This window comes from Mucilaginibacter sp. P5_A6, assembly GCF_056400585.1.
Window position 1 is genome coordinate 150,161 of the sequence record NZ_JBFUKZ010000007.1, and the last position, 24,771, is coordinate 174,931.

General features: G+C 43.0%; 25 protein-coding genes. 7 read left to right on the forward strand and 18 right to left on the reverse strand.

Annotated features, from left to right (window positions below; all coding sequences use genetic code 11):
* The first annotated feature begins 33 nt into the window (after positions 1-33).
* Complete coding sequence (locus tag AC1DO4_RS09725) at positions 34-519, forward strand: methylated-DNA--[protein]-cysteine S-methyltransferase (RefSeq protein ID WP_477415248.1); 486 nt, start codon at positions 34-36, stop codon at positions 517-519.
* Here AC1DO4_RS09725 and AC1DO4_RS09730 read toward each other — a convergent pair.
* The 8 genes from AC1DO4_RS09730 to AC1DO4_RS09765 all read right to left on the reverse strand — a co-directional run bounded on the left by AC1DO4_RS09730 (position 508) and on the right by AC1DO4_RS09765 (position 10,090).
* Positions 508-2,451, reverse strand: coding sequence for a hybrid sensor histidine kinase/response regulator (locus AC1DO4_RS09730; protein WP_477415250.1), 1,944 nt, complete (start codon positions 2,449-2,451; stop codon positions 508-510). The genes AC1DO4_RS09725 and AC1DO4_RS09730 overlap by 12 nt on opposite strands.
* A gap of 28 nt (positions 2,452-2,479) precedes the next feature.
* A complete protein-coding gene (locus AC1DO4_RS09735; protein ID WP_477415253.1) occupies positions 2,480-3,067 on the reverse strand; it encodes a chemotaxis protein CheB in 588 nt (195 codons plus the stop codon).
* Positions 3,057-3,887 carry a CheR family methyltransferase gene (locus AC1DO4_RS09740; protein ID WP_477415255.1) on the reverse strand — a complete coding sequence of 277 codons (831 nt, stop codon included), beginning with the start codon at positions 3,885-3,887 and terminating at the stop codon, positions 3,057-3,059. Before AC1DO4_RS09740 ends, AC1DO4_RS09735 begins: the two co-directional genes overlap by 11 nt.
* 3 nt (positions 3,888-3,890) lie before the next feature.
* Entirely contained in the window at positions 3,891-7,331 is a 3,441-nt protein-coding gene (locus AC1DO4_RS09745; RefSeq protein ID WP_477415257.1) for a response regulator, read from the reverse strand.
* Between the two features lie 98 nt (positions 7,332-7,429).
* On the reverse strand, positions 7,430-7,855 hold the full coding sequence (locus AC1DO4_RS09750; protein WP_477406325.1) for a hypothetical protein: 426 nt from the start codon (positions 7,853-7,855) through the stop codon (positions 7,430-7,432).
* A 149-nt stretch (positions 7,856-8,004) separates the two neighbouring features.
* Entirely contained in the window at positions 8,005-8,334 is a 330-nt protein-coding gene (gldC, locus tag AC1DO4_RS09755; RefSeq protein ID WP_477406327.1) for a gliding motility protein GldC, read from the reverse strand.
* Between the two features lie 104 nt (positions 8,335-8,438).
* Positions 8,439-8,705 carry a hypothetical protein gene (locus AC1DO4_RS09760; RefSeq protein ID WP_477415259.1) on the reverse strand — a complete coding sequence of 89 codons (267 nt, stop codon included), beginning with the start codon at positions 8,703-8,705 and terminating at the stop codon, positions 8,439-8,441.
* 29 nt (positions 8,706-8,734) lie between these two features.
* On the reverse strand, positions 8,735-10,090 hold the full coding sequence (locus AC1DO4_RS09765) for a DEAD/DEAH box helicase (protein ID WP_477415261.1): 1,356 nt from the start codon (positions 10,088-10,090) through the stop codon (positions 8,735-8,737).
* Between the two features lie 195 nt (positions 10,091-10,285).
* Here AC1DO4_RS09765 and AC1DO4_RS09770 point away from each other — a divergent pair, with 195 nt between their 5' ends.
* Complete coding sequence (locus AC1DO4_RS09770) at positions 10,286-10,927, forward strand: hypothetical protein (protein ID WP_477415263.1); 642 nt, start codon at positions 10,286-10,288, stop codon at positions 10,925-10,927.
* A 105-nt stretch (positions 10,928-11,032) separates the two neighbouring features.
* Here the strand turns inward: AC1DO4_RS09770 and AC1DO4_RS09775 are convergent, their stop codons facing one another.
* Positions 11,033-11,917 (reverse strand): NAD(P)H-binding protein, encoded by an 885-nt coding sequence (locus tag AC1DO4_RS09775; protein ID WP_477415265.1) that lies wholly within the window; start codon positions 11,915-11,917, stop codon positions 11,033-11,035.
* 84 nt (positions 11,918-12,001) lie between these two features.
* Here AC1DO4_RS09775 and AC1DO4_RS09780 point away from each other — a divergent pair, with 84 nt between their 5' ends.
* Both AC1DO4_RS09780 and AC1DO4_RS09785 read left to right on the forward strand, forming a co-directional pair.
* Positions 12,002-12,418: a winged helix-turn-helix transcriptional regulator gene (locus AC1DO4_RS09780; RefSeq protein ID WP_477415267.1), complete on the forward strand. Its 417-nt coding sequence runs from the start codon at positions 12,002-12,004 to the stop codon at positions 12,416-12,418.
* 102 nt (positions 12,419-12,520) lie between these two features.
* Positions 12,521-13,855 carry a dihydroorotase gene (locus AC1DO4_RS09785; RefSeq protein WP_477415269.1) on the forward strand — a complete coding sequence of 445 codons (1,335 nt, stop codon included), beginning with the start codon at positions 12,521-12,523 and terminating at the stop codon, positions 13,853-13,855.
* Positions 13,856-14,050: 195 nt separating this feature from the next.
* Here the strand turns inward: AC1DO4_RS09785 and AC1DO4_RS09790 are convergent, their stop codons facing one another.
* The 5 genes from AC1DO4_RS09790 to AC1DO4_RS09810 form a co-directional block, all read right to left on the reverse strand.
* A complete protein-coding gene (locus AC1DO4_RS09790; protein WP_477415271.1) occupies positions 14,051-14,518 on the reverse strand; it encodes a GyrI-like domain-containing protein in 468 nt (155 codons plus the stop codon).
* 30 nt (positions 14,519-14,548) lie between these two features.
* Entirely contained in the window at positions 14,549-14,980 is a 432-nt protein-coding gene (locus AC1DO4_RS09795; protein ID WP_477415273.1) for a DUF1801 domain-containing protein, read from the reverse strand.
* A gap of 252 nt (positions 14,981-15,232) precedes the next feature.
* Positions 15,233-15,655: an SRPBCC family protein gene (locus AC1DO4_RS09800; protein ID WP_477415275.1), complete on the reverse strand. Its 423-nt coding sequence runs from the start codon at positions 15,653-15,655 to the stop codon at positions 15,233-15,235.
* A gap of 13 nt (positions 15,656-15,668) precedes the next feature.
* Positions 15,669-16,115 (reverse strand): EVE domain-containing protein, encoded by a 447-nt coding sequence (locus tag AC1DO4_RS09805; protein WP_477415277.1) that lies wholly within the window; start codon positions 16,113-16,115, stop codon positions 15,669-15,671.
* Positions 16,116-16,212: 97 nt separating this feature from the next.
* Positions 16,213-17,178: a helix-turn-helix transcriptional regulator gene (locus AC1DO4_RS09810; protein ID WP_477415279.1), complete on the reverse strand. Its 966-nt coding sequence runs from the start codon at positions 17,176-17,178 to the stop codon at positions 16,213-16,215.
* Between the two features lie 56 nt (positions 17,179-17,234).
* On the opposite strand from AC1DO4_RS09810, the gene AC1DO4_RS09815 reads away from it, so the two are divergent.
* The 3 genes from AC1DO4_RS09815 (at position 17,235) to AC1DO4_RS09825 (ending at position 19,630) form a co-directional block, all read left to right on the forward strand.
* Positions 17,235-17,651 (forward strand): putative signal transducing protein, encoded by a 417-nt coding sequence (locus AC1DO4_RS09815; protein ID WP_477404329.1) that lies wholly within the window; start codon positions 17,235-17,237, stop codon positions 17,649-17,651.
* 170 nt (positions 17,652-17,821) lie between these two features.
* On the forward strand, positions 17,822-18,841 hold the full coding sequence (locus AC1DO4_RS09820; RefSeq protein ID WP_477415281.1) for a glycosylasparaginase: 1,020 nt from the start codon (positions 17,822-17,824) through the stop codon (positions 18,839-18,841).
* Positions 18,842-18,847: 6 nt separating this feature from the next.
* Positions 18,848-19,630 carry a copper homeostasis protein CutC gene (locus AC1DO4_RS09825; RefSeq protein ID WP_477415283.1) on the forward strand — a complete coding sequence of 261 codons (783 nt, stop codon included), beginning with the start codon at positions 18,848-18,850 and terminating at the stop codon, positions 19,628-19,630.
* 273 nt (positions 19,631-19,903) lie between these two features.
* On the opposite strand, the gene AC1DO4_RS09830 is transcribed toward AC1DO4_RS09825, so the two are convergent.
* The 4 genes from AC1DO4_RS09830 to AC1DO4_RS09845 all read right to left on the reverse strand — a co-directional run bounded on the left by AC1DO4_RS09830 (position 19,904) and on the right by AC1DO4_RS09845 (position 24,716).
* A complete protein-coding gene (locus tag AC1DO4_RS09830; RefSeq protein WP_477415285.1) occupies positions 19,904-22,759 on the reverse strand; it encodes a hypothetical protein in 2,856 nt (951 codons plus the stop codon).
* Between the two features lie 146 nt (positions 22,760-22,905).
* Complete coding sequence (locus tag AC1DO4_RS09835; RefSeq protein WP_477415287.1) at positions 22,906-23,427, reverse strand: O-acetyl-ADP-ribose deacetylase; 522 nt, start codon at positions 23,425-23,427, stop codon at positions 22,906-22,908.
* A gap of 12 nt (positions 23,428-23,439) precedes the next feature.
* Positions 23,440-23,754, reverse strand: a complete 315-nt coding sequence (locus AC1DO4_RS09840; RefSeq protein WP_477404339.1) for a ferritin family protein — start codon at positions 23,752-23,754, stop codon at positions 23,440-23,442.
* Between the two features lie 398 nt (positions 23,755-24,152).
* The gene (locus tag AC1DO4_RS09845; protein ID WP_477415289.1) at positions 24,153-24,716 is read right to left on the reverse strand and encodes a histidine phosphatase family protein; all 564 of its coding nucleotides are present in this window, start codon (positions 24,714-24,716) and stop codon (positions 24,153-24,155) included.
* Positions 24,717-24,771 lie beyond the last annotated feature (55 nt).

Consider the following 24,771-nt stretch of genomic DNA (forward strand, 5'->3'; position numbering starts at 1 on the left):
ACTTCCCTTAAGTTTGAATACAATTACAAACCAATGCCCATAGCTTATTACCGTACGCCGGTTGGTATAACCCGAATTACCCAGGATGATGATTTTATTTCGGCAATCTCTATAAGGGATGAAGAATATGAAATTACCCCTGCCTCAACCCCGCTTTTACAACTGGCTATAAACCAGCTGGAAGAGTATTTTGCAGGTAAAAGGAAAACATTCGATTTGCCGATAAAGCAACCGGGCACTGCTTTTCAGCAGGAGGTGTGGGAGAATTTATTGCAGATTGGTTACGGCGCAACCATGAGCTACGCACAGCTATCAAACCAAATGAAAAACCCGTTGGCCATAAGGGCTATTGCTGCCGCCAACGGAAAAAATAACTTATGGATAGTAGTTCCCTGCCACCGGGTTATAGGTTCTGATGGCAGTTTAACAGGCTATGCAGGGGGCCTTTGGCGCAAGCAATGGCTGCTTGAGCATGAGGCCCGCATTATGGGTGTTGGACAAACACGACTAAACTTTTAATCTATCAGTATGCTTATAAAGTAAGCGGCTCATTTTTTCGTGCAATTGGTCGGGCAGGAAAGGTTTTGAAAGCACATCATTCATCCCTGCGGTTATGGCTTCCTGTTGCTCGGCCCCAAATGATGCTGCCGAAAGTGATATAATTGGTATGCTTCTTTTAGGTTCCACAAAATCAACACGAATGTTTTTAGCTGCATCATAGCCATTCATTTCGGGCATGTGGGTATCCATCAAAATAATATCATAATGTTTGGCAGCCAGTTTATCAAGCACTTTGCGGCCGTTATCTACCATATCTACATCAACCTTCCAATCCTTTAACATTTTGGATAGCATAAACTGGTTCACCATATTATCTTCGGCAACCAGTACACTAATATTCAGGAACGGACTAAGCGTCTTACCCGGTTTTGACGCGCTTTTATCAACAGGTTTTGCAGCAACAGTATGCCAGTTTATAAAACTGAACGTGCTTCCTTTACCTACCTGGCTGCTCACAGTAAGTTCGCCATCCTTAAGCTCTACCAGTTTTTTCACAATAGCCAGACCAAGCCCGGTACCACCATATTTGCTTACGGTATTGGCTTCGGCCTGCTCAAATAACTCAAATACTTTGGTCAATTTATCTGATGGAATCCCTATACCGGTATCTTCAACACTATATTTTATTTTCACCCTATCGTTATCCCTTTGCAATACCGATACTTTTAACTTCACATATCCTCTTTCGGTAAATTTAATGGCATTGCTCAAAAGGTTCATCAGAATCTGGTTAAGCCTTAACGAATCCACTATCAAATTGGCGGGCACATCGGGGTCAATTTCCAATAAAAATTCAATATTGCCTTCATTAGCCCTAAACTGCAACAGGTCAAATACCGCCTTAACAATGTCATAAACATTATTTGCAGAACGGACAATGCTGAACTTGCCGGCCTCTATCTTTGAAATATCCAATACATCATTTATAACCCCTAAAAGCGATTTTGACGATATTTCCAACAGGTCGAGCATGCCTTTCTGCTGTTCATCAATATTGGTTTTAAGCAACATGCCGGTTATGCCAATAATACCATTAACAGGTGTACGCAATTCATGGCTCATATTGGCTAAAAAGGTTTCTTTAACCTTTTTGGTATATTCTGCCTGTTCTTTTGATTTTATCAGCTGCTCCTGGTAACTCTTTTGAGGCGATATATCGCTTATGTTGATAAAGATAGTTTTGTTGTGGTAGGATGCACGGCACTCCACCCAGATCACCCGTTTATCAAATCTTTCAAACCGGCATTCAAAAGCAGAAAAATTAAGGTTATCCTTGATGATCTCACCCAGCTTTTTACGCAAGTCGGGCTGGTGCTCCTCAATAGCCAGGTTTATAATACTTTTACCCAGCAATTCTGCCGGCTTAAAACCCATAATGGACTCAACCGCCGGATTAATATTTTCTATCCGAAGGCTTTGCACATCAACAGAGCAGATAATATCGGCCGAGTTTTTCACAACCACCGAGAAATTCTGCAGTTCAACGTTCATCTGCTTAATTTCGGCTTGTGTACGGGCAAGCTGTACAAATGAATCAACCTTGGCCGAGGTAATATAAGGATCGAGCGGCTTGTACAGGTAATCAACCGCACCTGTACCCAGGCCCTTAACTGCGTATTTGGTTTCCTTTGATATAGCGGTAACAAAAATCACCATGATATCTTTGGTACGCGGGTTTGATTTCAGCATTTCTACAAGTTCAAAGCCATCCATTTCGGGCATCTGAACGTCAACCAATGCTATGGCAATGTTGGTTTCCCAGGCTATTTTAAGGGCTTCATTTGGGGATGTTGTAGAAAAAATGCGAATGTCATCACGTTTTAATAAGGCCTCAAGCGCTATTATGTTTTCTTCTCTGTCATCAACAATAAGAATATTTACAGGGGGCATGTAATATTAATTAATGTATGGTGAATTACTATGTGCTCAATAATTTAAAAATCTCTTCTGTTCGTAATATATATTCGGCAGCTCCAATATTAATTGCTGCCTGTGGCATTTCGTCCATTTCCGCGTCTTCCGGATGCTGTGCTATAGTTGTTGCTCCGCTATTCCTTAACTTTAATAAACCCTCGGCCCCATCCTGGTTTGCACCAGATAACAAAATGGCAATACAATGCTCTTTGTAAACCTCTGCAAAGCTTTCAAAAGATACATCAATTGATGGTTTTGAGTACCAAACAGCCTCAGAAACATCAAGACTGAATGTACCTTCTTTTTCGATAAGGGTGTGGTAATTTGCGGGCGCAATATAGATAGTATTCTTGTTAAGAACGTCCTTATCTGCAATTTCACGCATTAAAATACGACTATTTTCGGCAAACAGCTTTTCAATTTCACTGAAATAATTTTTTTTCCTGTGAATTATTATAATTACGGCTTTATTAAGGTTGGACGGAAATAATTTAACTATTTGGAACAGTAATTTAAATGAACCGGCAGAGCCCCCTAATAGTAGTATTTCGGCAGACTTCCAGCAATCAAGTAAATTTTTATCAGGCCCCAACTTTTTGATAGATGTTTTCTTTTTGATTAATTACTTTAAACTTCTTTTTAAAAGCATCCGAGCGTATAGTTTCTTTACTGCCCAGGCATAAATAACCCAGCGGGCATAAACTTTTATAAAAAAGCTCCAGTATGCGCTCCTGCAGTTCGGTTTCAAAGTAGATGAATACGTTACGGCAGCTAATAAGCTGAAACTCGTTAAATACGCCATCCGACACCAAATTGTGTACGGAAAACAGCGTATTTTGTTTTAACTCATTGTGTATCGACGCAGCATCATACAGGATAGTAAAATGATCTGATATTGAACCCTTTAAACCGGAAAGCTGGTAATTTTCGGCATAGCTTTTTATATTGCGCAGGCTATAAATACCCTTGCGGGCCTCCTTTAATACCTCGGTGTTAATATCCGTGCCATAAATGAACGTTTTTGTGCTTAAACCGGCCTCGCGCATTAATATAGCCAGCGAATACACTTCCTCGCCGGTTGAACAGCCTGCAACCCATATTTTTGAATGCTGATAGGTTGACAGATAAGGCACAACCTGGTTGTTTACAGCTTTGTAAAAAGCAGGGTCGCGAAACATCTCGGTAACGTTAACCGTTATCTCCTCCAAAAACTCCTGAAAAAAGGGCTGATCATTCACCAATATGTGTTTCAAATCATAAAAGCTTATTTTTTTAAGCTGCATGATCCTGGTGACCCTTCGTTTTAAGGAGGCTTTGGTATACCCCGAAAAATCAAAACCGTGAACCCTTTTTACCAGGTCAATCAGTTCGGTTATTTGAGGATGTGATATAATAACAGCAGTATCGGTCATAAATTAACTTTCAAGCCATAATTGCATTAATGAAATCAACCTGTCCATATCAACCGGTTTTGTAATGTAATCATTGGCCCCGGCTGCTATACACTTTTCGCGATCATCTTTCATTGCTTTTGCAGTTAAAGCTATTACGGGTAATTTAGCCCACTTGTTTTGCTTACGAATATATTTTGTAGCCTCGTATCCATCCATTTTTGGCATCATGATATCCATGAGTACAATATCAATACCAGGTACTTCTTCAAGTTTGGCAATAGCTTCTTCGCCATCATTGGCTATTTCCACAACCAAATCATAGCCTTGCAGGGCGCTGCTTAAGGCAAATATATTACGCATATCGTCATCAACTATCAGCACTTTTTTACCCTTGATAGCTTCTTTTCCCTTGGTTGGTAATTTTGGTTTTGCCAGGGGTATTGCTGCCTGGCTAACGGTTTCGCTGATCTTATTCAAAAACAGGTTAACTTCATCAATAAGCCTGTCGGCAGATTTATTGGTTTTAACGACCATCGCATTAGCATACTGCATCAGCCGGTTAACCGATGCCTTATCAAGCTCCATAGCCGTATTAACTATTACAGGCAATGAGGCAAAGCGGTCAACCTCCTTGATCCTATCCAGCAGGTCGAGACCAGAAATATCGGGCAGGTTAAGATCCAGGATAACGCATTGGTATTCATTCTCGTGCAGCATCCTGAATGCCGACTCGCCATCAAAAGCCTGGTCAACAGTAATATCCTGGCTTTGCATCATTTCCTTCAGGGCCTGGCTTTGGGCTTTATGGTCTTCCACAAGCAATATCTGTGTAAACCTGGTACCATTGTGCAGCATAATATCTGTAAACAGCTTATCCAGTGTTTCGGTACTGATAGGCTTCTTGAGAAAGCTGATAGCGCCTTCATTACGCACGCGGTGAGCTGCAGCCTCACCAGCCGACATCAGGTGCACAGGGATATGCATAGTGGCTTCATCGGCTTTTAACTCTTTTAATATTTGCCAGCCATCTTTACCCGGCAGCATAATATCCAATATTACGGCGTTAGGCTTAGCCTCTTTTACAGTTTCAACGGCGCGGCTGCCTTCATGAACCATAATTGATTTGTATCCATGATCGCGGGCATAATCCTGCAAAATACTGGCAAAGTTTTTATCGTCCTCCACAATTACCACCAATGGATCGTGGTTATGTTCTTTTACTACAGCCTCAGATGGTTTTAAAAAGTTACTTTCGGTTTTAAAAGTTGGAGTAGTTGTTAACAGGTCATCATCAACTATCGGTACTATTTTGGCTTCAAAAGGTATGGTGAGTACAAATTCACTGCCCAGGCCAGGCTCACTATTGAGCGTTATGCTGCCGCCAAGTAAAAAAGTTAGCTCACGACTTATAGAAAGTCCTAAACCTGTGCCACCGTATTTACGGCTGGTTGAACCATCGGCCTGTTGAAAGGCCTCAAATATGAGGCGCTGTTTTTCTACAGGGATACCAATGCCCGAATCTTTTATGGCAAAGCTGACGGTTTTATCTTTCGCACCTGGGTTTACCGTGATGGATATTGATCCGTTTTCGGGCGTGAACTTAAACGCGTTCGAGAGCAGGTTTTTAATAACCTGTTCAACTCTTACCTTATCGGTAAACAGGGTTGCCGGTAAATTTTTGGCTATATTGGTTGTAAAGTTGATTTTTTTGTGGCTGGCAACCTCTGTAAACAGCATTTCCATATCGCCCAGAATTTCGGTAATCCGGATATCCTCATTTTGCATTTCAAGCTTACCCGATTCAATCTTCGATAGGTCGAGTATATCGTTGATCAAAGTAAGCAGATCATTACCGGCATTAAATATCACACTGGCGTATTTAACCTGGTCTTCCGAAAGGTTATTTGGTTTATTATCCCTCAGGATGCGGGCCAGTACCAATATACTGTTTAGCGGGGTACGCAGTTCGTGGCTCATATTGGCCAAAAACTCCGATTTATATTTACCCGTTGTTTCCAGTTCCTCAACTTTGAGGTTGATGGCCGCGCGGGCTTCTTCAATGGCCTGGTTCTTTTCTTCCAGCAAGCTGGCTTTTTCTTCAAGCTCAGCGTTTATGGTACGTAGCTCCTCCTGTTGTACGCGTAACTCTTCTTCTGATGCCTGCAACATTTCTGTTTTGTTCACCAGCTCTTCGTTGGTAACACGCATCTCTTCCTGTTGTGCTTCCAGTTCTTCGGCCTGCTGCTGGGTTTCCTCAAAAAGATCGTGCATAATGGTACGCGCCTGTGCAGTATTAACAGCTACACCAATATCATTTGCTATGGTAAGGATATAATCACGATCACGACTGGCCAACTCGCCACTAAAGGCTATCTCCATAACCCCCTTCAGCTTTTTATCAAAAAAGAAGGGAACAATAAATGTTTCGGTTAAAAGTTCTTTCACTACCGATGATGAGAGCTCAAGCCTGTCGTTTAGTTTTCCTTTTACAACAGCGGCCTTTTCATCCTCGGCAACCTGGCCCAGCCATCCTTCCGAGAGCTTAACAGATTTTTTTAACAGCTCGGGATTATGAAAAGCGTATGAGGCGTACAGGTCAAGTCGTTGCTCTCTTTCATCATATAAATAAAATGTACCCGCAGCAGCTTTGCTATGCCTGCAAACTTCGGCCAGTATGCTTTTAGCTAACTCTTTTTCACTTTGCTGACCCTGCATTTTTTCGTTAAGGGTACCCGTGCCGATGAGTAGCCAGTTTTTTGCTTCGTTTTCGGCAAGTACTTTGGCCAGCTCAATATTGGTTACGTTAATCTCAGCCTCAATTTTTTTCTGCTGATCAAAAGCAGATAGTATGTAAAAAAATAAAAACACGATAATGACCAGGAATATCACCGAACCGCAAACAATGATGATAACGGTGAGATCCGAGGCATTTTCTGTTTTGTTTTTACGAACATTAAGCAATTTGTTTTCATTATCAATAACACGGGCAACAAGCTTGCGTATCATATCCATATTTTGATTGCCTTTAACAAATATGTTATTTGCAACCATATATTCAAGCCCTTTGCTATCGCGGGTTTCAATATTTTCTTTTAAAATGTTACGCTGGGCGGCGACCAAAGAAATTAATGAATCGAGCCGTTTTTGTTGGGCGTGGTTATCTTTGGTCAGGGTTCGTAGTTCCTGCAAATCTCCGTCAATATGCGGCAATGCTTCGTTATATGGATCAAGGAATGTTTTTTCTCCGGTTGCTCCATAACCACGGGTACCCGTTTCAGCATCTATCATGTGCTGCAATAAACTATTTGATGATTTTATAACATTTTCGGTATGGTCGACCATTATGTTATCCTCCTCTAATTGGCGGATGCTTAAATAGGCCAATACCCCTACCACCAAAACCAATATAATGGATATAACAAAACCGGCAAATACCTGCCCGCGAAAAGAAAATTTTAACATTTAAAACTTATTTAACTGATACAAATATGTTTAAAAAAACGTGTCCCTGTATGAGGTTCAGCTAATAAACATTTCATTTGAAGAATAAATTGTTTTAATCAAATTACTTCCGGTGGTTTTACATACCCCTTAGGCTTGCTACTTAAGGCCCCGGCTAATGCCAGTACAGCGCCGGCAAATAATACCCACCACCCCCATTTAAATTTAATATGCCTGGTTAAAAACGCATCAAACTTTTTAAAGGGAATAAAACTGAATGCGGTATGTACTTTAAAAATAGCGGCCAATAGCAAAACAACTACCAAAGCCAACGATAGCCAGGCTGTGATTCGCATAAGTTTGGGCTGGTTCAAAAACGATACAACCACACCAATAACTGCTACCAATAAAAGCATCATACCATATGGCTGGCTAAGCTGGTAAACATCCCAGTTAAATAAACCAAGCGGACGCAATAAAGGGCAGTAAGTACCCGCAAAAAGCAGTACAAAGCCTGCAAATGATAAAATTGAGCTAAGGCGCATATTTAAGTATCAAGTAGTTAGTATCAAGTAGCAAGACAGCTACAGTAGTAAACAAAATTAGTATCATTTTTGGTAAAATATCGGGACATTTTCCAAATCTCCCATCAAAAATCTTGCTACTTGATACTAACTACTTGATACTAAAAAAATCATTGTTTAATTTCCATTTTATCGGCAAAGTGGGCACAGTAATCACGCAGGTCTTCTACAATGTTTTTTTCGCCTGTTGCGCGTAAAAAGCTATCGCCCATGGTTTGAAGCGTTTCGTAAAAAAAACGTTTCATCTCATCAACCGGCATATCTTTTGTCCAGAGATCAATGCGCAGAGTATTTTTATAATGCTGATCCCACAATGCCAGCATGAATGATTTTACTGGTAATGCTTCTTTTGAGGCAGAATCGGTTGATTCCCACATGATGGTTTCAGGAACATTATTATCGTCAAGGGTAACAGTCAGCTTTATTTCAGCAGTTTTCATTTGTATGGATTATTAAAGTCGCAAAAGTATGCTATTTTAATGCGATGGGATTATAATGAATTTGTAATTTTCTGCGGGAACGCAATTTATTAAACACCTGATTCTTACTTAACCAACAAAAATATAATAACAACCAAAGCCATAAAGCATAGCTCAATGATCCATAATTTTTTAAGCTCGGCAAAAAAGTTACGAAAAATAAGATCGAGAAAAAAAACTACCACCGCAAACAGCAAAAATATCCAGCTGATGGTGCCGCTCCAGGTTTCCAGCGGCCGGCCGGCAATGCCCGCCCCATAAATCCATATATAAACGGCTACCGCCAAAAAAAATGTGGTAGCAAAATTTAACGGGGTAATACGCAATTTCATTTCTGGAATATATTGGGTTTTAAGGTTTATTAACGCTTTTTACGTGATGATGACGACCTGCTTTTGCCGCCTGCAGCTTTATAGGCTTTTCCAAATTTCGCCTTGTTTTTAGCCTCATCGAATTTTTTATGCTGATTAAGGGTTTTCTTTTCGTGAAAGGCGCCCTTAAAATCGGGATCGTCCTTACGCTTTTGCATATCAATTTCTTTGGCAATCTCCTGGCGTTCGTCGTACCCGGTTTCTTCAACAAACACATCACCAGGAATAGCCGATACCGGGATGGTTTGCTTGATAAGCTTCTCAATCTTTTTGAGATAATACTCCTCTGCCGGGCCGCAAAATGTAATAGCCTCGCCCGATTGCAGGGCACGGCCTGTACGGCCTATCCGGTGCACATAATCTTCAATAACCACCGGCACATCAAAATTTATCACATGGCTCACGTCGCTCACATCAATGCCGCGCGAGGCCACATCTGTTGCCACTAATATTTTCACCTCATCGTTCTTAAACGAATTGATGGAATTAATACGCGTATTTTGACCTTTGTTGGCATGCAAAACTTTAACCCCGCCTTCGCCAAATTTGCGCAGCAGGAATTTATAAACATCATCTGCCACTACGCGGGTTTTGCAAAATATCATCAGCTTGGTAATATCCCCTTCGGCCTCCAGTAGTTTTCTGAGCAGGTTTATTTTGGTTTTCACGTTGGGCACGTGGTACAGATGCTGGTTAACCGTTTGCGCCGGTGTAGCCTGCGGGGTAACTTCAATAATGGTGGGATATTCCAAAAAGTTATTGGATAACTCGTGGATCTTATCGCTCATGGTAGCCGAAAACAGCAGGTTTTGCCTTTTTACAGGTACAACTTCCAGTATGCGGTTTATTTGGGGCATAAAGCCCATGTCCATCATTTTATCCGCCTCGTCCAATACCAGCACCTGCAGGGTTTTGGTTACTATATGCCCTGCCAGGTAAATATCCATAAAGCGGCCCGGAGTAGCCACAATAATATCAACACCTTTATTGATCTGCTCTATCTGGGTTTTAGGGCCAAGGCCGCCATAAAGTACAACAACGCGTAAATCGGTATTGGCGGCAAAGGTTTTTACGTTCTCCTCAATCTGCATGGCCAGCTCACGCGTTGGCGAAATAATAAGCGCGCGGGCATTATCGCCCTGGGCATATTTAAGCTTCATGATGATGGGCAATACATAGGCCGCGGTTTTACCGGTACCGGTTTGCGCTATACCCATTACATCCTGCCCGTTCATTATAGGCGGAATAGCTTTTTGCTGAATAGGCGTAGCTTCGGTATAACCGGCATCGGCTATCGCATTTAAAATTTGCCGGTTAAAATTAAAATCTTCAAAAGTTACAGCCATGCCGCAAAGATAGGCTTTTTGTTGATTAGGGGCATTGTTAGTTAACCACCCCCAACCTTAACCGCGACTTTTACGTTTAAAAGACGGGAAAAGAGGGGTGGGAAACCAGGCACAAGATGCCAGATTTAGCATATCATTCTTGTTTACTGGCCCTTACAACTTGTTCTCGCATCTAAAAACCTATAACACTAACTAATGAAAAAACATCTATTTACGCTCCTGTTTTTAATTACGGCCGCCGGCGCGGCAAACGCTCAAATTGGTAAAGGCCACTATTATATTGGTGGCAACTTTAACTACAATTACGATGGGTATGGCTACACCAACACCTACACTTACACAACCGGAACCACGGTTTATACCAACCATGGTATCTCTAACCTGCAAATAAATCCCGATTTTGGATTTTTCCTGTCGAACAAATGGTCTGTTGGTATCCAGCCCGGTTACTCGCGCGTTGGCGGAACCGAAACATCAGTTTATACAGCTTTGAATAACAGCGGCACCAACAGCTACACCTATGATCATAAATATCATTCAGATGCCCTGTCATTAGGGATCCACTTTCGTTATTATTGCATGTTAACCGATAAAATAGGCGTGTTTCCGCAGTTTGGAGTCACTTCGGCACATGATGTAAATAAATTCAAATCCGGTTCGCTTACCGTTGGCGGTAATCCTAATATTGTATTTTTTGCTACGCCTAAGCTTGCTGTAAACCTTGGTTTTGGTAACCTGCAATACGTTCATGATTACCAAACAAAAAGCAACTCATTTAATCTTGGCTTAAACACCAATATCAACTTTGGGGTAAATTATTACTGGGGTAAGAAATAGATGAAGGACTTTCAGACAAAGGATAAAGGACTTTTGGACGAAAGACTTTTTTTAAGAAAGCCGCACTGTAAAATTACAGGGCGGCTTTCTTAGTTAAGGGGCGGCTTATCCGTTATACTTTTCTGCAAATTCCGTTGCAAATGTTTCGAGGTTTATTTTGCCGGGGGTGGCGGGTTTATGCAAATCGTAATCTTCCCATAACTTTCCGCTACGCAGGGCTGCTCCCATCTCTACAAAGTTTTTGGCCATTTCTTCGGGTAAGCCTGCCTGCAGCATTCCATTTAAGGCCTGCTCATCGCTAAACTCTATCCATGGCAGTCCCGGCTTACCAATGGCATTACCTAAAACTGTTGCAACTTCGCCGGTAGTGCGTTCATCGYTTACAATATAACGCACACTTTTGCCCGTAAAGTCCGTCTGAATTTCTTCGGCAATGGCGGCAGCTATATCATTTGGGTGAACCATGATCAGCCTCATATCTGCCGGATAATTTGAGCCGATAATACCCTGGTGTTTAATCAGTTCGATATCATTATAAAAATTCACATAAAAGAAAGGTGCGCGAATAAATTTTACGGCAACGTTTTCCAGTTTATTCAATATGCCTTCCACATCGTGGATGCCCTTTATTGGTCCGGTGCCGGCATCAAGATGGGCACCAATGCTGCTTAAGCCAACAACCCGTTTTACGCCAGCCTTCCTGATAGCCCCGGCATAACTTTTACCGGCATCGTTCATATACTGCCTCAGGTTTTCTGCCCCATAATTTGGCGGAACCATAGCATATACCACATCTGCCCCGGTAAATGTTTTTGCCAGGAAATCCGCATCAGTTACCGAGCCAATGGCTGCTGTAGCGCCTAATGCTTCTATGGTTGCTATCTTGTCTGCCTTACTGCTGATGACAGTTACCTGGTGACCAGCCCCTATCAGTTGTTTTGCAAGCGGCTTGCCGATATTTCCTAATGAACCAGTGATGATGATTTTCATAATTTTATATTTTGAATTTGTTGAGGACAAAGCTACATTTGTACTTACTTTTATACAAGTACTTACCCTAAAGTATGTATCACTATGACCCAGATTAAAGCAGCATCAACCATACAGGAAAACAAACAGACAGCCTTTAAAGATTGCCCGGTAACCTATGTTATGGAGCGTATAGGCGGATATTGGAAACCAATTATATTGTTTCACCTGTTAACAGGCAGTAAGCGGTATAGCGAATTAAAAAAAGCCATCCCAGCTATTACCGAAAAGGTCCTTATTCAGCACCTGAAACAACTGGAGGCAGATAACCTGGTGATCAGGGAAGCAAGACCCGTAGTACCGCCTTATGTTACTTATAGCCTTAGTGCATCGGGCATGGGCTTAAGGCCGGTAATGTATGCCATGGCTAACTGGGCTGTTGAAGATAGTGAAGCCAACGGCATACCTATTTATAAAGGCCTGGGCGACTTTCCGGGTTTGGCCCAATTTGTGGAGGTGTAGATCTTTTCTTTAATTTGTTGAAGACGCGGGTGATGTCGCCCTAAATCCTAAATTTGCCCATCAATAAATCCGAAATCGAACATCCAAAACCCCAAATACGAAATGGCTACTATCCTCATAAAATCTGCTACAATAGTTAATGAAAATAAGCAATACGTTGCAGATATACTGGTGAAGGATGGTTTTATCGACCGGATAGACGCACAGATAGATACCCAGGCGGATAAAGAAATCAACGCCGAAGGATTACACTTGTTGCCAGGCTGTATTGACGATCAGGTGCATTTTCGCGAACCGGGACTAACTTACAAAGCCGATATTTATTCAGAGTCGCGCGCGGCGGTGGCCGGTGGCATCACCTCATTTATGGAGATGCCCAATACAGTACCCAATACTTTAACCCGGCAATTGCTTGAAGATAAGTACGAGATAGCATCGCGTAATTCGCTGGCCAACTACTCGTTTTTCATGGGTGCATCCAACGATAACCTGGATGAAGTACTACGCACCGATACAGCCAATGTTTGCGGCATCAAGGTGTTCATGGGTTCATCAACCGGGAACATGCTTGTAGATAATCCGCAAACGCTGGATAATCTTTTTGCAAATTCGCCCATGCTCATCGCGGTGCATTGCGAGGATGAGGCTACCATTAAAAGCAACCTTAACCACTATAAACAGTTATTAGGCGAAAACATCCCGATACAGCTGCATCCAAAGATAAGAAGCGCCGAGGCTTGCTACCTGTCATCATCATTAGCGGTTGAGCTGGCTAAAAAGCACAATACCCGTCTGCATATTTTACACATTTCCACCGCGCTCGAAACACATCTTTTTGATAATACCACACCACTAAAAGATAAGCGCATAACCGCCGAGGCCTGCGTGCATCACCTGTGGTTTACCGATGCGGATTACGAGACTAAAGGCAACCTGATTAAGTGGAACCCTGCCGTTAAAACCATGGCCGACAGGGACGCCGTTTTGCAGGCTGTGCTGGATGGCAAAATTGATGTTATAGCAACCGACCATGCCCCACATACCATGGAGGAAAAAGCGCTTCCCTACCTGCAGGCCCCATCCGGCGGCCCGTTGGTACAGCATGCTCTGCCCGCCATGCTGGAGCTTTATCACCATGGCAAAATAAGCCTGGAGCAAATAGCCGAAAAAATGGCGCATAACGTTGCCACCTGTTTCCAGGTAGATAAGCGCGGTTTCATCCGTGAAGGCTACTGGGCCGACCTGGTGCTTGTTGATCTGGATAACCCATGGAACGTGAACAAGAACAACATTTTATACAAATGCGGCTGGAGCCCATTTGAAAATACTACCTTCCGCTCCAAAATAGTTTATACCCTGGTATCAGGCAATGTAGCGTATGCCAACGGTAGCTTAGTTGAAGGTAACGCAGGTAAACGGCTGAATTTTAACAGGTAGACCGTGTTGAAATTTAGAGAAATTGAGCATTACAGAATTTTCTTTACATAAAATAATCGTCATAGCGAGTGGTGAAATTCGCGAAATGTTGAGGGGGAGAATGGTAAAACGGCGAAAGACTTACGAAGTTTCAAAAACTTCGTAAGTCTGGGGTTCTACAACTTGCCATAGCATGTAGCAATGACGAATAAATAACTATTTCACTCCCACATAAACCTCCACCTCGGCATCCTCAGGATTTTGCGCTTTGGCTCCCCAAACGTCAAAATCAGCTATGTATGTGCGGTTGAGACTACTGCCCCATACCTGCTGCCAGGTTTCGGCTACACAATCCGGCAGGCGGCCTTTGGCCAGGTATTTTACATAGTTGGCAGAGGGCACAGTAAGGCTGATAAGCCCTTCGGGGATGTTATCCGGTGAACTTACCTTACAGCCTAACACCGCGGTATAAAAGCCTGTATGATCAGTTTCATAATCTGTATAAACGCAGTAAATCTCGTCGGTTAGGCGTTCTTCAATTTGCAGCAGTACATCATCCTCCATAAACCTTCCCCAAAGTTCACCAATGTCCTTTGCCGACTGGCCGTTTTGATTCGTCGTCCGCACCGAAATCCCTTCTAAAAAGAAACCTTTTATATGTACATTCCCTATTAATTGTGTCATTACAATTTGCATATTGTCTCAGTTTGAAATTTAATTTTCACTCGTAACCTCACCCCCATATCGTATTGCCGCTTCAAGAACATCAATGTTTATATCTTTTAGCGTTTTGAACCTAATGCAATACCCGGTCACGCTCGCTTTGCCCAGTTCTTTTCCATATGTTTGGACTAAGTATGTCTTATCCTTGATACCGAGAATATAGACAGAGATTCCGGTTTTGTTTGCGCTCAAACCAATTTGAAAAAAATCCCTGGTTTTTCCATCAGCATATTTTATAGTGTAAAATCCATAGCCTATAGTAGGGTTACTAACAGTTTTATTTTCGCTGTTTTTACCACTCTCGAACCATAATTTACAACCTGGCAAAGCTTGAAGTATGAGATGGTGCAGCTCTTGCATATCACTACGCTTTGGTTCAGTTTGGCTGGTAATATACTCTTTGATTTGCTCTTCTACGTTCATATAAAATATTAAATTACAGTTTGCTTACGCTGCCTGTTCAAATTTCGCTTTATTTTTAGTTATACACTAATTTCAAACTGAGACACTATCACTATTTGTTATACTGATATATATTTAACTTTTAATCAATTTTTTATACATATTAATTAAAGAAAGCATTCAGATGTGCAAGTGTGCAGATGAAACTCCAATGTACTTTCAAACAATCTTCACATCTGAAATTTGAAATCTGCACATCTATAATCTGCACATCTACTCTATCATCTTTTTTAAACCCTCAAAAACGCCCTGCCAGTTTTGTTCCGAATGTTCTTTGGCGGCCTCGTCTTTTACATTATCCTGCGTAATGGCAAGCGTTGTTACGCCATCTTTTTCGGTYAGCTTGTAGGTTATGTTGGCGTAGTTTTCGGGCTTGTCTTCGGTGCCGCCCATGCTGCTCCAATAGCTGTACTTTAAAAATTTACCGGGATCTATTTCAAGGATGGTGCCTTTATCCTGGTATTTATTACCTTCCCATTCGCCGCTAAATGTAATAGGCTCCCCTACCTTCCAGCTCGACTCTAAATTGGTACCAAAAAAATATTCTTTTACCATTGCCGGGTCGGTAAGGCCCTGCCATACTTTAGCAGCGGGTGCTTTAAATTTAATTTCGGTGTTCACTGTTAACTTTGCCATAACGTAGTATTTTTTATTGGTTATTATTATTTACAGGTATTGGTTCATCATTAATCATGTGCTGTTTTATCAGCTCAAAATCGTGCCCTTTTATTTCAAAATAACCAAACCTGAACGGGTATCCCCATGATTTTTTATTGGGCATAAAACTCAGCTCATTTACCAGCGGAACAATAGGCGTTTCCACACATTGATAGTAGGTAACACTGCGGCGGTACGGGGTAAAATCCTCGCTCATTTTATGCTGATAAATCTCATCCCCGGCAACTTTTCCTATAGCCGTAAAAGCCTGTAACGGTTCGGTTCCATCCATTGTTTGCCTGGGCGAGTAGATGATCACCCAATCGCCGGTAGCCATGCTTGTAAGCGGCCCTTGTTTGCCATGATTAGCCTGTATAAAACCACCGGCTACGCCGCGGCTAATATGATCTTTTGAAACTACGGTTATCCAATATTTCATAGTGTTGCAGATTAATTACAAGCAAAAACATAGCCACAACAGGGCATTGTTTTTTGATTGCAGTACAAAGAAATAACCGGGGAGTGACAGCAGTATGTCAGTAGAGATCTGTTTCCTGCAAATTTCTTTGGCTAATGGCCATGATGATCGCACCAACCCTGTCTTTTAAGGAATCCGGTTTGATGATTTCGGCTTTATCGCCAAACATCATGAACCAGCGGGCAAAACCTTCTATCGACATGGTCAAAAACGTCATCTCAATTTTGTTGCCGATGGTTTTCTCGGATACAAAACCGCTGTAATACTTTTGATGATCCAGGTAGTTATAAATCTCCTTATCCACCTTAATCACCACCATTTCCAGTTGCTTTTCTTTAGCGGTTTGAGCTATATAAGCCTTTAGGGTTGGATGTTTGCTTTTGTTATAGGTTGTATCGGTAACTACCAGTTTACGAATCCTGTCTATCCTAAAATCACGGTAATCGTTACGGAGCCGGCAAAAGGCTATCAGGTGCCAGTAGCTATCAAGGTAAACTACGCCAACCGGCTCAACATCGCGCTGGGTAAATTCCTGGCTGTGCCAGGCAAAGTAATCAATGCATAAAACCTTTTTATTAATAATGCTATCCAGTATGGTTTGGATATGATCATTATTACTGCCTGTGCGTTTCTGGCTGCTCTTCATTACCTCAATGCTGCCATCAAGGTTCTCCAACGCGTCTTTTTCGGTTGTTTTTAGTATCGCCCTCACCTTATACATGGCCGATTGGTATTGGGCGTTTGTTGTGGCATCGGTGAGTTTTTCAACAAATTTTTCGGCAGTTAAAAAGGCGGTGGCCTCCTCGCGGGTAAACATTACAGGCGGCAGGCGGTAGCCGTCCATAATAGAATAGCCAACACCGGCCTCACCAATAAGCGGAATCCCGGCCTCTTCAAGCGTTCTGATATCCCGGTAAACCGTACGCAGACTGATATTGAAGCGTTCGGCAATATCACCGGCCTTTACTACCCTGCGCGATTGTAACTGGATTAAAATTGCCGAAATGCGGTCGATGCGGTTCATAGTATCAAATTAAGCAAAAAACACGCTACATTTGTATAATTATTTCATTTACCATTATGGCAGCCGAACAAAACGATAAGATTATAACATTTGAAAATTATTATGATGTTATGCTGGCGCATATTATACGCACCAAACTGGAAGATAATGGCATTCCCTGTTTTATTGCCGATGAAAATACCATTACCGCAAACCCTATTTACAACCAGGCCATAGGCGGTATTAAGCTAAAAATATTTGAACGCGATCTTGAACGTTGCCGCGCCATACTGGCTGCCGAAGGCGATCTGCACGACCAGGACCGTATAGAGATAGACGAAGAAACCAACAATGCGGTTATTTGTCCGTTTTGTGCCTCAACCAACGTTGGCCCTACCGATCCGGGTAAGTTTGCATCGCTTATTTCGGCGATACTGCCCTTTGTGAACGACAAAGCCTGGCATTGTTTTAACTGCCAGCAGGATTTTGAGTAACAGCCTCAAGCTTGCCTCTCAAAAGGAAACCTCACGGTTTACAGATCTCAAATATAACTAATCAATAACCCTCTCCTTTTGAGAGGGCAGGTTGAAGCTAAGCTTAAGGCGATTGTATCAAAACACATACAATCGCTTTATTTTTTACCCGATTTAACTATATTAGCGGTATGTATAACCGCCGCGAATTCATCAAAATATCAGCTGCAGGCGCCTCACTGGCAGCAATTTCAAACTCAGCCATAGCAGAAACTATTTCATTAAAAGCCGAACCCGTTTTACCTATAGTTATATCTACCTGGGATTTCGGGATTTATGCCAATAAAGAGGCCTGGAAAACATTAGAAAAAGGCGGCCGCGCGCTGGATGCGATAGAGGCCGGCGCCCGCATACCCGAGCAGACCGACATCAGCAGCCATACCGTTGGCCGTACCGGCTTGCCCGATCGTGACGGGCATGTAACGCTGGATTCGTGCATCATGGATGAGTTTGGCAACTGCGGTTCGGTAGCTGCTATGGAAGACATAGCCCACCCCATATCGGTAGCCCGTTTGGTGATGGAAAAAACCCCGCACGTAATGCTGGTTGGCGAAGGCGCTACCCAGTTTGCAGTTGAGCATGGCATGAAAAAAGAAAAACTATTAACGCCTGAATCTGAAAAGATCTGGAAAGAATGGCTTAAGACAGCCAAATACAGCCCGGTAATGAATATTGAGAACGGCCATAAAGCCGGTGATAAATATAACCACGATACCATTGGTATGCTGGCCATCGATGCCAAAGGCAATATATCCGGCGGCTGTACTACCAGCGGCATGGCCTTTAAGCTGCATGGCCGTGTTGGCGACAGCCCCATCATTGGTGCCGGCTTATACGTTGATAACGAAGTTGGCGGCGCTACATCAACAGGTGTTGGCGAAGAAGTGATCCGTAACGTTGGCAGTTTCCTGGTGGTTGAGCTGATGCGCCAGGGCTTATCGCCCGAGGATGCCTGCAAAGAGGCTGTTCACCGCATTATTAAAAAGAAACCTGATACCGCGAAGCAGATCCAGGTAGGCTTTTTAGCCATCAATAAAAAAGGCGAGTATGGAGCTTATGCTATTCAAAGCGGCTTCTCGTTTGCCGTTTGTAACGCTAAACAACAGGATTTACTAATACCGGGCAAGAGTTATTACCCCGCTACTAAATAGTATTACATGTCCAAAACCAAAAATCAGGAGTCTAAACCACTCAATCGCGTTTCCCTTGAAGTTTGCGCCAATTCTGCTACATCGGCTGTGGCGGCCCAGGAGGGTGGCGCAGTACGGGTTGAGCTTTGCGAAAATTTAAAGGAAGGCGGCACTACCCCATCGCACGGACAAATCCTGGTGGCCCGTAAGCTGCTCCATATAAAACTTTATGTATTGATACGACCAAGAGCCGGTGATTTTTTATATACCGACCTTGAATATGATATCATGATGGCCGAAATACGCTACTGTATTGAAGCAGGTTGCGACGGCGTAGTAATTGGCATACTTAAGCCCGATGGTACCATTGATAAAGAACGCTGCCTCGAAATGGTACGCCTGGCCAAACAATCGGGTTTGGGCGTTACCTTCCACCGGGCTTTTGACATGTGTAAAGACCTGTACCAGGCCCTTGAAGACATTATTGAGATAGGTTGCGACCGGATACTTACCTCTGGCGGAAAAAGCTCGGCTATAGAAGGCGTTAACGTTTTAAACCATCTTGTAGAAAAGGCAGCAGGGCGCATCAGCATTATGCCCGGCGCCGGCGTAAGCGAAACCAACGTTGCCGACCTGGTTCAATTTACCAAAGTTACCGAAGTGCATTCATCGGCCCGTGTATCCGTTCACAGTAAAATGCAATACCAAAACGATCATATCCTGATGAGCAACGCCTCTGCCGATGAGTTTACCACCGATGTTACCGATGTGGGCCGGGTGAAGAAATTGATTGAAGTGGCTAATAGTTAGCGAGAAGTGAGGGGTTGTCAAGAAGTTAGAACCAGGATTTAATACAAAGGACACTTAAAACCCGTCATTGCGAGGCACGAAGCAATCCCCGATTTACAGAGTAGCTGTGCAAATCCGATCTGTATTTTGGGGATTGCTTTGTCGTACCTCCTCGCAATGACGATCACGAGGTGATTGTGGTATCCATACATGTCATTACTGTTTTTTCCAGGTCACCCCTGATGATCACTCGTATGAAGGGGTGGCGTAAATCTTGATTTTATCTCTGGATTCCTAAAAAAACGTTACCGGTAAAACCAGCTCTATCCTGTTCCTCCCGGTTCCGCCAAAAAAATCCTCATCCAGCAGGCGGCTGTACCTTATGCCGAAAGATATACTGTTTTGGTTAAAAAACTTGGTATCAAAAAACAGCGTGCCCCCTGCCGAGCGGAAGTTTTGCTTAAAGCTGCTGCCATCGGTATAAAAATTATCGGATGATGCATGGGTATAATCAAAAAACAAGGCACCGCGCAGGCGCAGCAGGTATGCAATATTGCCAAAACCGGCATCGGGATAGGCTATCGGAAAATGGTAGGCAAGCCCGGCTTTATTCATATCATCTAAATTTTGGGCGGTATAGCCTTTACTAAACGGAAAATCATTGGAGTAACTGATCACATTATCCTTACCCTTTTGCTGGTGCGCAAGGCTGATCACAAAACTGTGGTTGGTTACCAGGCCCGGGAAGTAAAATGTACCCGATGCCAAAAACTGCGTAGCGCTGGCGCCCGCAATTGCCGTTTTATAGTTTACACTAATGTTTTGCGCAAACATGGGGTATATATTTTTTTTAGCCCGCTGGGTTTGATTGCCAAATGAAACGTAATTGTTTAAATAAGTATAGCTCCTGTCAGCAAATTGAGCGGCATAGGGCTGTTGAAAGCTGGTACGGTTAAAATACAGATCGCTTCCTAAGGTGAGGCCTGTAAAGTGTTTACCTGCCGAAAAGGTGAGCGGCACCTGCAAACCGCCATGCAGCTGGGTTTCGTTCCAGTACACGTAGTTGCCTTTGGTAAACCCACGCCTGTCTAAAGTATAATCAACCCCGGCAGACAGGTAAGGGAACAGCGCCCCATACACGGCTGCAAAGCCTAATTGCTTATAGCCCTCATTACTGTTATAATCAAAGGAAATCTCGGATTGGAAGGTATTTAAAACATTTTGGCCGGTAATGGCAAAGGAATAGTTGGGATCGCTGATGTTGGGGATCAGGCTGTGAAAATTGAACAGCCCATGTGCTTTGGAATAATTGGTAACCGGCAGCGGTTTATCAACCACCGCAGCCAGCATATTGGCCGATGAATCTTTGGTTAAAGCCATAATACCGAACCCCGGCAAGCTTGTGTTTGCATATAAATCACCTGCATCAATCCATTTCAGGTCTTTTTTATTTGCCTCGGTTATTTGATACCCTGCAGCTGTAAAGCCCACCCAGGCCATCTTATGGGCAGATATGGCGGGCTGATAATTGCCTATTGCCAAATTGTTAGCGGTTGGCAATAGTTCGTAAAGCCTGTTGTTGTTTATCATCAGGGCAAATAACCTGTCCTGGGTATTAACTACGTTTGTAAAATATACTGTATCCCCTTTGACAGCTAAAAAACCTATAGGCTTAAAAGTAAAGGGCAATAAATATCGGACATCGCCTGTTTCCTTATTAATAAGGGCCAGACTCATTTTGCCTTCGGGGTTTCTCACTGCAGAAATCAGCTTATCATCTGTATAAAACTTTGGATACGTATAAAATAGCTTTTGCGGGTTTGGCACCGTTTTAAGCAACTTACCATCAGTGTTTAAAACATGTAATTGACTTGCACCGGACGGACTAACCTGTACAGTTACTATACTTTTACCATCGGCACTAAAAGCGGGCGCAAAGTATTTTGCTTTTTGGGTAATACGGCGCTCTTCGCCGGTATTAACGTCAAGCAGCATCAGCTCGCTATAATCGCGATAACCCCAGCGCAGGTCTGAACGGTAGGAGGCATATACTATTTTACCTTCATGGTAATCAAAGTAATTATCGATAGAGTAGGAACGCGTACTGATCTTATGCTCACTATTACCGGTTTTTACTACAAATGCGGGGATCTCATCATAGCTGCTTTTCATGTAGATGAGCGTACTATCGTTCACAAAAGCCGGGTATTCCCTGTTGGCATCAAAATGTTTGGGGATTTTTAAACCAGGTTCGGCATTTATGTTCTGGGCATCATCCTGTAGCCGGGCTTTAAAATTATCAAAAGCCAGGCTGGTAAATGCTTTAAAGCTTGTACCGGTATACTTTTTTACCGCCCTTTGAAAAGGATAAAAGCCGGTATAAAAACCTGCCGCATCATGTGTAACATTCTTCCAGATGTTATCACCATACTTTTCGCGCCCGTAGGCTACCAGCATATAACCCAACGGATAATGATCGGGCAGATAATCGCGGTACGAGCCATTGCGCAGCTTCATATAGCTATAATTTTTACCTGCAGCCCATAAAGCCCTGTAACCATTAAAAAAGTAAGGTAAACGCCCCCTGCCCTGCGGACTTACATGGGTTTCGTTAAATACGGCATCACCCTCAAAAAACCAGTTGGGCACCGATAGGTCGTTACCCAAAGCCTGCCCGCCCTCGCCAAAGAGGATATGCAGAAAACGCGACAGACCCACATTAAAATTATTATACTGCTGTACATGCCTGTACTCGTGAATGGCCAGCTGACTTGTCCAGGGCAGGCTGCCAATGTCAAAACTGTTTTGTTCGGGGGTTAAAAAAAACTCGCTTCTGAAAGGCGCCAGCCCAACATAGGCGTTGGCAATGGTGGTTTGATTTTGCAAAACAATGCTGATCTGCTTTTGCTTGTTGCCAATGGTTGGCTTTACCAGCCCATTCATCTGCTGTACAATATTGGCCACTTTTATCCCCGCCGAATCCATCCCCACAGGGAAAATAACCTTAGCTGCGGGTGTATTTACCTGTCTCCATTTAATTGATGGCGGGTTGCCGCCAAACTCCTGGGCACCGGCAAAGCTTGCTGTTAAAAGCAGTAAAGGCAACAGTAGTTTTTGCAATTTTTTACAGGCAGCGGGGTATTTGTTCATCGGGGGATGAAAGTAGGTACAATTTGCAATTTAAACAACAGTGGTGTGCCCCGGAGAGCAATGCCAGTAAGTTAAAAAAGGGTTTCGCGCAAAGACGCAGAGACGCAATTGATTTGCTGATTTCTTCTTGTGCATTCGTGAAAGCCTTACTCCAGCAAACCCGAATATATGCCGCAATTCTCATCATCAAAGCAAACAAAAGTTACCTGTTTAATGCTTTCGTTCTCTGCCAAAAAATCCCGAACGGTTTTTATGGCGATAGCTGCCGCCTTTTCTTTGGGAAAGTGATAGATGCCTGTGCTGATATTGGGAAAAGCAATAGTTTCCACATGGTTTTCGGCACCCAGTTTCAGGCTGTTTAAATAGGCAGAAGCCAGCAAAGCATCTTCGCCCTTACCGCCATTGTTATAAACCGGCCCAACCGTATGGATCACATATTTGGCGGGCAGGTTGCCGCCGGTAGTAATTACGGCCTCGCCGGTTTTGCAACCACCCTGCCGGTTACGGATTTGGATACACTCCTCCAATATAGCTTTACCGCCCGCGCGATGTATGGCCCCATCCACACCTCCGCCGCCTAATAGCGAGGTTTTGGCAGCATTCACTATGGCATCAGCCTTAATTTTGGTGATATCGCCCTGTACCAGTTTTATTCTTTCCTCGGTCATGATAAAATGATTTTATTCTGCCGCTTCTTCGCCTTTTGAGCCAAGCTCAACAATATCCCCTTTCTGAAACAGGATGGCCTTTAAAGTAGTACGCCATACCGGTTTTTTGCGCAGTAAAAATTCAAGGTCCATACCAAAATGTTTAAATTCTTCCTGCTGTGCATTTTGCATAATAGCCTTGGCGTCTTTGTCGGTTTCAACAGCAATGCGCTGCTCGTACCAGTTAATGGCTTCGGCTTCTTCGGTAAGTGATACAATCATCCGGGCAAAGGTGCGGGTTTCGGCAGATAGCTCGTTTGCGGGTTCGTGGTATTGGTCAAATGACATAATGCTTTTTTATTTAATAAAAACATGATGTACTGGTTTTGTTTGGGCGGATGTATATTTAGAAGGATTATGGATTATGTAAACGTTAGTCCGCTCAGGGTCTCCTCAATGCAATTAAGTTTATGAATTTCTCCCCCAGCGGGGGAATAGCTTTGTAGCAAAAAAGCAAAAAATGAAGCTCCGTGCCAGAGGTACGGAACCTTAGGTAGCGTACCTCTGGCACGCAAAATGCTAATTTATTTGTGCTACCAAGCTTTTGCTCCTCTGGAGCAGCCTATCAGCCTCTTCTACTACAAAGCTTTTGCTCCTCTGGAGCAGCCTATCAGCCTCTTAACTTAATACATTGAGGGTTTCTCGACAGAGAACCCTAAGGAAACATTCAGGTCCATGCATCTATTTTAAAAGCTACAGTCGCTTGCAGGAATTATCCCCTCTTTATCTTTATTTAAAACCGCAATCCCATTTTTAAAGGTTACAATCCAGATACTGTCGTAATCATCATCCGGCCATTTTAAACCGGCTTCTTTTACACCTAAAGCCCTTGCTATTGGCGCTATGCCGCCATGTTCCCAGGCCACCAGCACAACACCTGCACGACTTTTTAAATCGGCAGCCATGCCTAACGAATCTTTTTCGGTACGGCTGCTATTGATGGTTAAATTGTATTTAGCGGCAAGCGGTACAATAGTTTGAAACATACGTGCATGTTTGGTGGCTTCGCCTAAACCCAGTGCGGGTACAAATACCAATGCAGGGACACCAAATTTTGCGGTTATTATTGCAGGAAGCTTTAATGACCGGTTGATGCCCTGGCAGGTGAGGTTATCGCCCTTAACAGGTTTTTCGGCATGGCGTATAAAAACAATTTTTAAACTATCCAGGTTGCTTTTTTGAGCAAAAGCGTTTAGGCAAAAGGAGTTAAACGCAACAAAGGCGATCAACCAAATTTTTAATAATTTCATTTTGCGATGTTAAATTTTGTACAGCCGGTAATGACTGGCATTAAGTGATATTATT